The organism is Nitrosomonas sp. Nm34 (assembly GCF_900113925.1).
Classification (GTDB): Bacteria; Pseudomonadota; Gammaproteobacteria; order Burkholderiales; family Nitrosomonadaceae; genus Nitrosomonas.
Map to the genome: position 1 here is coordinate 1 of NZ_FORD01000067.1, position 11486 is coordinate 11486.

The following is an 11486-nucleotide window of genomic DNA, read 5'->3' on the forward strand; positions in this document are numbered from 1 at the left end:
GCTTGTTATAAATCGATTCTTGAAGCAGAATCTTCTCCAGCTTCGACCAGTACTCATCATTGAGCATTATTCGGGGCATCGCAAACTCGTTTTGTTGGTGGTATGGGAACCCCAATATTACGAGTTTGTTTCTACCTATGAAATACTTATCTTAAAACGTCAACAGACCCTAGATTCTGCTAAAATTTGCGAACAGAAATAAAATTAAGTTATCTAATTAATAAACATTCCGTTTAATATGAATATCCTCATTAGAGGATTAAATATCATAACTAACTGGTAAGATTAACTATGACTAAGACGCTAAGGTATTTTTTAAATGGTATCGGTAGTATTATGGATATATATCCAGACACTAACAGATATAGCCACATTGCTCCAAAACTGAGCGCAAACGATAGAATGCGTAAGGCATGGGAATACACTGATCAGCAGATCAAGAGCGCTGCAAAGCAATTCTCAGATGAGCAGAAACAAAAGTAATACACACTCCAAGTCAAAAAATCTAAAAATAATGTATCTCATCAGCATGAAGAGATAACACAAGTTCAGGCGCGGCAATATTCAGGGCCACTACCTCACCCAGAAATATTAAGAGGATTTGATCAAATAGTTCCCGGAGCTGCGGAACGAATACTTGCCATGGCGGAAGAAATGGAAAGCATCAAAGAGAGATAGAGAAGTTACACTTAACTTCGGCATATAACACAATCAGGAGGGGCCAGATATTTGGTTTACTCATTGGTATCCTCGCCTTCGCAACATGCATTATTGCCTTATATCTTGGTTCTGAAAGCACAGCTATGACTATTGGTGGATTTACTATAACAGGGCTTGTAACAGTATTTGTTACCAATAAATTTAGAAAAACAAATAACTCAAACAATTCTATTAATTGAAAAATTACTAAACATTTTTAGCTATGCGGTGCAATGCGCTACGCTTATTCCACCCTATTTGCTATCGTCGCGCGCTTTTCGTCTTCATTCATGGGTTTGCTGGTTCTCTGTAAGTTGATATGCTTGGGTAGATAGATGGTGCAGCAGCAAAAAACGTTTCTTGGCAGCATCTTGTGCTTGTATTTTGAATACGTGGTAGTGTTCTCTGATTGCTTAATAATTTATGTTGTCTCCTTTTCGATGATCCTATGGTCAGGGAAACCTATTTCCCTGACATATCGCCACTGTAGGGACGTATCTTGTATACGCCCCTAGGAGAATCACAAGGATTGCCCCTACATGGCTATTCCTGTGCAGTGATTTTCTTCTCACATACCAAGCTGACTGTCAGCGGATTAGGTTGTAAATCATAGACTGCGCCAGTGCCGTAATCAATCAATCCGCCTAGCATGACCCCTGCACCTGCCAAGGTAGGCATCATGGTTGCGGTCTGCTGGTGGCAGCCTTCCTTGCTGATGGTGATTTGCAGCGACTGATCGCGTTTGGTTTTGATCATGCAAGGAGATACGCAACTCTGCCCGTTACTAAATTGAATATCCGCCCCTGTAGGGTTCGTATTGACGGACACTTGCTGCTCAGTTCCTCTGATCATAGTGGCACATCCTGAAAGCATAACTGACGACATAATGGCTGCTGTTATTATTTTTCTTACTCCCTGCTTCATCTGTTACTCTCTCTTTGTTGTTAAAGGACGACAAGAATAACCGAAATAGGGGTACTTAAGGTACAGTTCTAGAATAAAGAATTTATACTTTAGTTTTCGCATTCATTTTTTCTTTATTCCCGACCCGGCCCGGATATGCGCAGGCATGAATACATCACTCCGCCAGAGGTGCAGAAGGAGAAAGGCGGGTAGTAATCCATGAAGGCAAGTTGATAGACAGCCAGCTTAACACTGAGAGGATGCGATAACATCACTGGTGATCACACTTTCGATATGAAAAATAAAAATATAGAGGTAAGGACAGAATGAATCAGCAAAACTCAGCAATCAACAAAAAAGTAGAAATAATGTCTGCAGAAAATATTTATAGAAAAGAGGAGGATGGAACCCTATTAGCCTTCTGCGTGGTTAATCAAGATATACGAGCCATAGTACATAATAAAGCTGGAAAAATTTTTAATTTAAGTCTGGATAGAGTGAGGATAGTTGAATATGAGAGCGAACAAGTGACGGGCTGGCAACCGATAGAAACGGCTCCAATGGATGGTACTGAGATTGATGTATGGGTTACAAATCTTCCTCCTGAAGCCATGAGAGTAACAAATGTCAAGTATGATAAAGAAAAATCTTATTTTGTATATTGGGACTACCGGTATGCAGAGTACAAGCAAGTAATTGGAGATATCACTCACTGGATGCCGATACCAAAGAGACCATTAAAATAATATCTCGACCTAATGCGTCAGGTAAGATTTTCTCTTTATATCCTTTTGTCGTCAATTTGCTAAAAACAAGTAATGGGTATTTCAGGTTAATATATTGTGATTATTTTCTTGAGCCAAGCTGGACTAGGTGCTTGTAGATATTTATGCTCACCTTCGATAAATATTGCTTGAACGTAGCTTCTTTACTATCTCCAAGTATAGCTACAACAAATAATTCATTGCACGGCAATTTTGCTGGATCTACGTAGATGAAATCAGATGAAACCGTAGGATGGGCTCTAACATTGCTGCACGTCAGTATCCTGAATATTGAGGCGCTGGCACGCACATGGAGATATTATCCGCTGTGTTGTATTACAAACTTTCCTTAGACCGTACAGCCACCACGTTAATTTTGAAGAGGTATCGATTATCCTCGATTAATCTTGCTGAGGTTGGCAAGTAAAATTTAATAGAGATGGCGATCAATGCATTTTACTGGCTACATGAAAGATGGCAGTAATGAGGCCGATCAGCCGTCTAGCGATGATCAGTTATTCAATCAGGTCTGGAGATTATCGCTACTGATAATATGCTGGCTGATGAGTTGCGCAATATGCTTGAAGATGGTGATCTTCTCGTGCGGGCTGGCTTAATTATTCCATTTCTAAATCAAAACCGTCGTTGTCGGCTTCGACTTGCTGTATTGTTTATACTGTCTGCGGTTCGCCTTCGCGTCATTCTTGATTTAGAAATGGAATTAGAAGAGCATTTTTATACATGTCCTCTGAAACTGATACTGCTCAGAAACCCGATGTAGAGTAAAGCCAATGTTAAATAGCTTGTGATTTACCATGCTTTACCCTCATAACACCATGCTAAGGGATAATCAACAGCAAAGGAGTGGTGTTATAAGGGCTTTTAATAGTATCTGCCTGTGCGGATAGTCATAGCAGCTCAAGATATTATGATTTTGCACCCTAACGCTTCGACAATCTTGGCGATAGTGTCAAATCGTGGATTGCCGTCATCCCCCAGCGATTTATACAAACTCGCTCGCGATACTCCAGCACGTGCTGCAATTTCGGTCATACCCTTGGCACGAACAGCAGTATTCAGTGCATAAATAAAATCGGATGTAACGCCGGAATTAGCAGTTAATCGCAAAAATTCGCGAATGTCTTCATCTGTTTCAAAATGCGCGGCAATGTCGAATTGTCTGGTTTTAGTCATTTTCTAATCTCCGAGAAGTTTAAGAATATTTTTGTTTTCTCAATGTCTCGCTCCTGGCCGGATTTATTACCGCACGTCAGCAGTTAAACGATACGCTGCTGATGGATCGTGTAATAATGCATACCAAATGTCGCTGCCAAAGAGCAACACAGCTTGAACAGTTCGGTTTTCGATAATTCTGTAATCACTGAAATTGCTATTTTCAACTTCTCGATTGAGGCAAAACAACAATTGATTGCAAATAGCCCAATCCAGTCTATCAAACCATTCATCAAGTATTTGTGTAGTAATCCATTTTATTTCCTCGGTTCGAGGTATTTCGCAAGAAATTATTTAATAATGACATTGATGCTCAATTTGCCCACACTTATCCTTTTGACCAGGTGTTAGGAACTTTTCACTTGAGCTAAAGGATTGAACCAAAAAGAGTATCGCGCTCGATAGACAAACGGCTTTTTTACCTCTCCAGACTTCCTATAGTCGAGTATGCGATGAATAGAAGACCCCGCAAGGAGAACAACTCCGCTTGAATTTACCAGCTTGAACCAAGTTATTAGGTTCTGTTGACATTTAGGCTTCCCTTATTTATTAATCTGGCATTCCTCTACACATCTTAGAGGCGAAGTTTTGATTGGCGAAACGAGAAACGCGGGACGATTAGTGTGATTAAATCAAGCACGGGGAGAGGAACACGGCACGAGCTACTGGCGGAACAGTTGGCACATGAAGCAACGTATACCAGCGTTATTGGGTGGATGGACATATGCGCGGCATAGCAAGGTAGATAAATGTGAGTAGCGTTGTGAATAGTTTTCCTGAGCCAAGGTTGTTTTATGGCTGGTATGGGCTGGGACAGAATCAATCCCGATAAACTTGTACTGATTCTATTGTAAGAGTATAAAATACTCTACCAGTAATTCATGAATCAGCTTCTTGGTTATTGGAATAGTTAAGATTCTTCATGCTGCTGATGTGTCCGCTTTTCTCCACATTGATAATGTATACCTTTCCAGCCCCTAACTGATGAGTATTGGCTACTGTCATGACAGTATTGAAAATGATGTCGACCAATTCATCAGGGGCAAAAATTTCAATACGCTTTTTCCGTATATACGGTATAAAATCTTGTATATGAGCGATTTTTTCTTGCCCGAATCCCTCGCAATCTGAAACGCTCATGCCGGGAAAATCGGGAATCTCCATTAAAGCCTGAGTCAGTTTGGCCAGCATGAATGGTTCAATATAAGCGCGAATTTCTTTCACGAGATGCCTCAATTTTGTATGGTTTATCAAAATAGCGGTAGAGGACAGGGAGCATAAATAACGTCAATAATGTTGCTGTGATCAACCCGCCAACAATGACGACAGCAAAAGGCTTAGCAGTTTCCGATCCTACGTCAGTAGAGAGCGCGGCAGGTAATAAGCCGAGCATTGCCATCAACGCAGTCATCACTACAGGGCGTAGTCGTGTAATGGAGCCTTGCAAGATGGCTTCATTGAGCGACATGCCTTCGAGTCTGAGCATGTTAATACGGGAGACCAGGATGATGCCGTTTTGCACGGCAATTCCAAATAATACGATAAATCCGACTGCCGCAGAAATACTCAAATGTATGCCAGTCAGCAATAAAGCCATTAACCCGCCGATCATGGCAAAAGGAATAATCGAGACGACCAGAAAGGCCTTTCTCAGCGAAAGGAAAGTCCAGAATAATAACAGGAGAATCAGGGTTAAACTGCCCGGTACGATAAAATAAAGCCGTTTCATGGCACGCTGCTGGTTTTCGAACTGGCCGCTCCAAATGATAGAGTAGCCTGGAGGAAGCGAAAGCTGTCTGGCGACCTTATTTTGTGCTTCCGCTACGAAGCTACCTTGGTCGCGTCCGATCAAGTTACATTTAATGGCAATACGGCGCATGGCACCTTCACGGGTAATGCGGGAGGCACCTTGATTGATTCTGATATCAGCCAATTCAGCCAATGGAATATGACGGCCATCCGAGGATAAAACCGTAATATTTTCTATCGCTCCTACCGAATCGCGCGCTGAACTAATTAAGCGAATGGTCACATCAAAAAAGCGCTCGCCTTCTACCATTTGTGTCGCTGCTTTTCCCCCGACTGCCATTGCAATGACATCTTCTACATCGGCAACATTGATTCCGTAGCGTGCAATGTTAGCCCGGTTTATGGAAATGACTATCTGAGCCAGTCCTGCCTGTTGCTCTGCAGCGACATCAGTCGCACCCTCGATAGAGCGCAATATCTCCGTGATTTGATCAGCTTTTTCCTGGAGAGTTTTTAGATTAGGGCCAAAAACCTTGACGGCAATCTCGCCTTTTACTCCTGAAATGGCTTCTTCTACATTATCCTGGATGACTTGGGAGAAATTAAATTGTAAGCCCGGAAATATAGCGAGACGATCTCTCATCGTTTTAATCAAATCATCTTTACTGGCAAAGCGCCAGGTATCCCTTGGTTTGAGATCAATAAGAACTTCCAGGTTATTGAAACCTTTAGGATCAGTGCCATCTTCTGGACGACCGAGTTGGGTCAGCACCGAATTTGCCTCAGGAAACGCTAGCAAGAGCATGCGCATATCTTCTTCCAGCTTTTTGGCTTTACTCAGCGAGATAGGTGTTGGCATGATAACTGTCAGCCATATATTACCTTCATCGAGCTTTGGCATAAATTCAGTGCCGATTCTTGGAATCGAAGCCAGGGATAAAGCCAGAGCGAGGCTTGCACTGATCAGTAGCTTGAAAGGGTGGCATAAGACACGTTCCAGTAGCTTTTGGTACCCTTGCTGTAATCGTGCAATCAATGGATTGTGCCGTTCCGTTAGTTTGGAGCCTATGAAATAACTTAATAATGCAGGCACTAACGTTAAGGAAATGATGAGTGCGCCGAGCAAGGCAAAGCTGATGGTGTACGCCATAGGAGAAAATATTTTCCCCTCAACCCGCTCAAAGGTAAAGATAGGAATCATTGCGAGAATGATGATAACTTTTGAAAACAGGATAGGTCTTGCCATTTCACCCGCTGTCATCAGCATCGATTGCCTCATATGTGTCAGACTTGACTGCTGGCGCATCTCTATTGTCATTTTAACCATGATGGCTTCAACCAGGACAACTGCACTATCCACGATAATGCCAAAGTCAATTGCTCCAAGAGAAATCAAATTGGCAGAGACATTGGCTATATCAACGAGAATAAAGGCAAATAGCAAGGATAACGGTATGACAATGATAATGACTAATGAAGCAACAATCCGGCGAAGAAAAATAAGCAAAATCACCAGGATCAGTGCAATGCCTTCAAACATGTTATGCTCAACTGTATGAATGGTTTTCTGCACCAGATCTGTGCGGTCATAAATCGGCACAATCCTGACACCCGAAGGCAACCCATGATGATTCAGGTAATCAATTTTCTCTTTTATCCCATTGATAACTTCGGTAATATTTTTACCCTTGATAAGCAGGACAATGCCCTGCACAACATCATCTTGTTTGTTATGACCCACAATACCATTGAGCACTTGCGGGCCAATAACCACCTCGGCGATATTTTTGACGAAAACAGGTGCGCTATTGCGGCTGGCAACCACGATTTCCTTGATTTCATCTATGGATTTCAGTAAGCCGATACCGCGAACAACCAGCGCCTCATCACCATACTCGATGAAGTTTCCACCGATATTGGCATTATTGTCCGCAACAGCCCGATATACTTCGGTGAGCGTGAGCTTGTAATTTCTCAGCTTGAGAGGGTCAATCTGGATCTGATATTGTTTAATGCCACCACCAAAACCGACTACATCAGCAACCCCGGGGACACTACGCAGCATAGGTTCAATCGTCCAATCCTGGAGCGCCCGTTGTTCTAATAATGACAATCTGGGCGCTTCGATGAGGTAGCGATAAATTTCACCTATACCAGTGGTCAATGGGCCTAGCAAGGGGGTAACATTGTTCGGAAGGTTAACCCCATGTAATCGCTCCAGTACCTGCTGCCGGGAAAAATAATCTTCTGCATCATCGTCGAAAGTCAGGGTAACAACGGACAAGCCAAAAATGGAGACTGAGCGCATATTGATCAGATGGGGCAGGCCATTCATCGCTCTTTCAATTGGCAAGCTAATCAGTTTCTCTACTTCTTCCGGTGCCTGGCCTGGATACTGGGTAACAACTTGTACAAAAACATTCTGAACATCAGGAAAAGCCTGAACTGGCAAGCGTTCAAATGACTGAATACCTAGCGCAATTAATAATATAAAGGCACCGATAACCGCTAACCGTTGTTGCAGACAGAATGTAATAATTTTACTGATCATGATTTATTTTTTTCGCCTGGTCGGCCAGTGTCATAGTTATCTTTTTTCGGAACCTAGCAACAGTGCGCCATCGACTACGAAACGCTCACCAGCTTTCAAACCTTCTACAATGACAGCTTCGTTTTTGAGACGTAGTCCAGTTTTAACAGGACGTTTCTGGTAGTGATAATTGCCGGTATTCACATATATCCAATCAGATTCACCTTCAGTAAACATCGCAGTTAGTGGAATAACAATGGCCAGATCATCTGGTTCACTCATTACTCTGACACTCGCAAACATAGCAGGTAGCAGACGACCATCCAAGTTAGGTAGCATACAACGCACCTTAACTGTACGCGTTGTTTCATCCACTATCCGACTGATATAACTGATGGTAGCTACAAAATTCTCGCTGGGATAAGCAGGAACATTCAAGATGACTTTCGCTCCGGTATGGATAAGCCCAATATCTTTTTCAAAGATATCGATATTTACCCATAAATGAGTTAAATCGGAAATCACAAACAAGGGTGCTGTGAGATCGGATTTGACTTCCATGCCTGGATTGATGTTGCGTTCAGTGATAGTCCCTGCCAGAGGGGTGCGTAGCACAAAGCGATTATCGGTATGAATTTGACGTACTCCGAGATTTGCAAGTCTAAGGCGGGCGCGCTCTGCTTCGCTGCGAGCACGAATCAGAGTATCTTCTGCCTGCTCCAGCTGCTTACGTGGCGCAATATCATTTTCAAACAGTATTTTTACGCGCTGGAAAGTACGCTTGGCCAACTCTAAATCGGCTAATGCACTTTCATAGGTTGCTTGTGCCTGCCCAAGCTCGGGGCTATCCAATATTGTTAAAGTGTCACCAACGCGGACTTGACTACCAATTTCTGCAATGGTACCAATCACTCTTCCCGCAATCGGTGAGAAGACACGAACAGTTCGAGTTTCATCGTAGACAATTTTGCCTGCTACCTGCTCCATTAGCGGGCGTTGAACCAATTTGGCAACAGCTTCATTTATATAGCTGAGCTTAGGTGATCCTGCTTTGAGCGATATTTCGTCGCTGGCGGACGGGGTAATTTTCTGGGGTGACTCTTCGGTTTGAGATTGACAAGAAAGTAGCGAGAAACATAATAACCCGGCAATTAGCTGCGTAAAATTGGGAAACTTTGTTCTCATAATTTTTTACCCCAAATTATCGTAATGCCTTACATATTCAGAGTTCATGAAACGTTAACTCGACCTTCTGGCATGATAGATTAGAAATCATAACGTATCGCTTTCTAAATTCAGCCTTCCAGAAAGGCACAATCTCAATCGATTACAGCGAAATTAACCTCATTAATATAATGTTAGCCCCATCCTGTTGTGTTTTAAGATAATGAACGTGAGTTTGACATAAAAAGCGCTCAATGGAACCTGAATTCTCTATGATGAAGCGATTGTCAAAAAAGTTTTCTCAGTAGAGGAGCCTGATTCCGATGGTCATTATATTGACTTCTGGTGTCATTGACGTCTTATCATGGCGATCGTAATGAGATTTTTATCTGACGGCTTACTGGTTTTTAAGTACTTATTTAGTCGAAGAAGGATTGTTTTAACAGTGGTGTAGTGTAATGTAATGTATTGATGATGCTAAGTAGATTATTATCTGTTTAACTTATTGATTAAACAATGATAATTGTTTTATATCACAGTGGAGAGGATTTTTATCCGACGAAATATCTTGATCAAGTTATAATCGCAATGCTTTAGGATTTCAGAATTTTTCTGATAAAAAGTTACAGTATTCTGCTGTCTTAGGATGCTTTTTTGGCCAGAACGCAGCTAAATGCCAACCGGTTTATAGAGATTTGCTTGAATATCACGCACCTGATAGGACTATGGAAGAGATCAGGATTGCAATCAATAAAGCATGGATGTTAAGTAATGAAAATTTCCAGCAACAGATTAAGGATTGATTACAAAAATTGGCTAAACCAAAGCCATATGGCGGTAGTAGGTAGTCTGAAAAAATCAAAAGTGCACAGACCAATCGAGCTTGTCGCCTTGGATTGCACGCTTTCAGTGTCGCGGTGTTATGGAATAGTATGTTTGCTCGGTGTTATTCTCCTTTTAGGTGGCTGTCAGTCAATTTTAACTGGGCCAACGGCATTGCCCGTTCCTGCAGCCAAACCATTGCCAGTTCCAACCGCTAGTCATGAATTCAGCTTCGATCCAGAACGAGAGGATGTAGTCGGCACACTGCGAGTCGTAACCGCCAACAAAGGTGATACACTTTCCGATATTGCCCGTCGATTTAACCTGGGCTATGAAGAGATCGTGAGCGCCAATCCAGGGATCGATCCGTGGCTACCGAGAGCGGGAACCAAAATTGTGATTCCCACTCTGTTCATATTGCCGGACGCCCCACGCAATGGCATCGTGGTGAATCTCGCAGCCATGCGGCTGTTTTATTTTCCAAAGACCAAGTCTGGAAAAACGCAGAAAGTTATTACTCATCCGCTTGGCATCGGGCGAGTGGAATGGAAAACACCGGAAGGTTTGACTAAAATCACCTCCAAAGTAGAAAACCCTAGCTGGATACCGACACCTTCCATTCGTAAAGAACATGCGAAAAAAGGTGATTCGTTACCCGCCGTTGTGCCGCCAGGGCCCGATAACCCAATGGGCACTCATGTACTGAGGCTGGCGTGGCCGAAATTTGCCATCCATGGGACTGACAAGCCACCGAGCGTTGGTCTGCGCGGCAGCCACGGCTGTTTACGCATGTATCCCGAAGATATTCTGCGTATTTATAACAACGTACCAGTTGGTACACCGGTGCGTGTGGTAAATCAGCCCCGTCTGTTTGGCTGGCGTGGCCGTGAGCTATATATGCAGGCCTATCCTATCTTAGAAGACGACAAGCGCAATCACGATCAATCAATTAAAAAATTGTTGAGCGAGGTGCGCTCAACACCTAAAGCAAAACTCGATGCACGACCTAAAGCTAAGATCAACCAGGCCTTACTTAATGAAGTGATCCGTAAGCCGCGCGCCCTAGCCACACCGATTACACAGCCGAATATAACTCTAAGTACCTATCTCGCCCGCACTACCCATGTGCGAAACACACTACCGCTCAATGCCACCTGGGACGGCGACATGAGCAGGCAGTTGACGGCAGCAGAAGTATTGGAGATGGCAGAAAAAGAACCTTAGTATCTTGACCAAATCAATTATTGAATTGTTGTGATAGGGTTAATCCCAATTTTATGTTCCCCGGCGAGTGGGCTGTTTAGCGTGATTTCCTACTTGGTAATGTCAGCAGAGTTAATCCCGTAAAACCCTGCTAATATATTTTTGCAACGCATATCATCAGGGTCAGGGCGTGCCATATATGGGTATGTATACTTCTCGTGAATCAAAAATTGGTTTAAGTTAATGCGGCATAGTTGTGAATATATTAGAATTTTAATATGTCATCACATTACCTGCTCACTGCACAAGAAATTGCCAATTTAGAGGTGGCGCACCGTCAAACCAGAGACAAGCGTTATGCTGACCGGCTAAAAACGGTCTACCTGTTAGGTAAAGGCTGGTCGGTTACTCAAGTGGCT

The 11486-nt window shown here is 42.9% G+C and carries 9 protein-coding genes; 4 read left to right on the top strand and 5 right to left on the bottom strand.

Going from position 1 to position 11486, the window contains the following annotated elements; all coding sequences use genetic code 11:
• Together BM283_RS19625 and BM283_RS20685 are read left to right on the top strand one after the other, a co-directional pair.
• A partial coding sequence (locus BM283_RS19625) for a hypothetical protein (RefSeq protein WP_217646557.1) occupies window positions 1–202 on the top strand: 202 nt, incomplete at its 5' end.
• A gap of 335 nt (window positions 203–537) precedes the next feature.
• Window positions 538–678: a DUF2335 domain-containing protein gene (locus tag BM283_RS20685; protein WP_090694704.1), complete on the top strand. Its 141-nt coding sequence runs from the start codon at window positions 538–540 to the stop codon at window positions 676–678.
• Window positions 679–1242: 564 nt separating this feature from the next.
• Here the strand turns inward: BM283_RS20685 and BM283_RS15480 are convergent.
• Window positions 1243–1551: a hypothetical protein gene (locus BM283_RS15480; RefSeq protein ID WP_090694690.1), complete on the bottom strand. Its 309-nt coding sequence runs from the start codon at window positions 1549–1551 to the stop codon at window positions 1243–1245.
• Window positions 1552–1928: 377 nt separating this feature from the next.
• On the opposite strand from BM283_RS15480, the gene BM283_RS15485 reads away from it, so the two are divergent.
• On the top strand, window positions 1929–2348 hold the full coding sequence (locus BM283_RS15485) for a hypothetical protein (protein WP_090694691.1): 420 nt from the start codon (window positions 1929–1931) through the stop codon (window positions 2346–2348).
• Window positions 2349–3284: 936 nt separating this feature from the next.
• On the opposite strand, the gene BM283_RS15495 is transcribed toward BM283_RS15485, so the two are convergent.
• The 4 genes from BM283_RS15495 to BM283_RS15515 form a co-directional block, all read right to left on the bottom strand.
• The gene (locus BM283_RS15495) at window positions 3285–3560 is read right to left on the bottom strand and encodes an addiction module antidote protein (protein ID WP_046848954.1); all 276 of its coding nucleotides are present in this window, start codon (window positions 3558–3560) and stop codon (window positions 3285–3287) included.
• 918 nt (window positions 3561–4478) lie between these two features.
• Window positions 4479–4823 (bottom strand): P-II family nitrogen regulator, encoded by a 345-nt coding sequence (locus tag BM283_RS15505; protein WP_090694697.1) that lies wholly within the window; start codon window positions 4821–4823, stop codon window positions 4479–4481.
• On the bottom strand, window positions 4798–7899 hold the full coding sequence (locus BM283_RS15510) for an efflux RND transporter permease subunit (RefSeq protein ID WP_090694700.1): 3102 nt from the start codon (window positions 7897–7899) through the stop codon (window positions 4798–4800). Before BM283_RS15510 ends, BM283_RS15505 begins: the two co-directional genes overlap by 26 nt.
• A 36-nt stretch (window positions 7900–7935) precedes the next feature.
• Window positions 7936–9063 carry an efflux RND transporter periplasmic adaptor subunit gene (locus BM283_RS15515; RefSeq protein ID WP_090694701.1) on the bottom strand — a complete coding sequence of 376 codons (1128 nt, stop codon included), beginning with the start codon at window positions 9061–9063 and terminating at the stop codon, window positions 7936–7938.
• A 750-nt stretch (window positions 9064–9813) separates the two neighbouring features.
• On the opposite strand from BM283_RS15515, the gene BM283_RS15520 reads away from it, so the two are divergent.
• Window positions 9814–11088, top strand: coding sequence for a L,D-transpeptidase family protein (locus BM283_RS15520; protein WP_254776403.1), 1275 nt, complete (start codon window positions 9814–9816; stop codon window positions 11086–11088).
• Window positions 11089–11486: the final 398 nt, after the last annotated feature.

Bases quoted from the DNA above. Each gene is read 5' to 3' on its own strand.
- BM283_RS15480 (WP_090694690.1), bottom strand. From the start codon at position 1,551: ATGATCAGAGGAACTGAGCAGCAAGTGTCCGTCAATACGAACCCTACA.
- BM283_RS15485 (WP_090694691.1), top strand. From the start codon at position 1,929: ATGAATCAGCAAAACTCAGCAATCAACAAAAAAGTAGAAATAATGTCT.
- BM283_RS15495 (WP_046848954.1), bottom strand. From the start codon at position 3,560: ATGACTAAAACCAGACAATTCGACATTGCCGCGCATTTTGAAACAGAT.
- BM283_RS15510 (WP_090694700.1), bottom strand. From the start codon at position 7,899: ATGATCAGTAAAATTATTACATTCTGTCTGCAACAACGGTTAGCGGTT.
- BM283_RS15515 (WP_090694701.1), bottom strand. From the start codon at position 9,063: ATGAGAACAAAGTTTCCCAATTTTACGCAGCTAATTGCCGGGTTATTA.
- BM283_RS15520 (WP_254776403.1), top strand. From the start codon at position 9,814: ATGAAAATTTCCAGCAACAGATTAAGGATTGATTACAAAAATTGGCTA.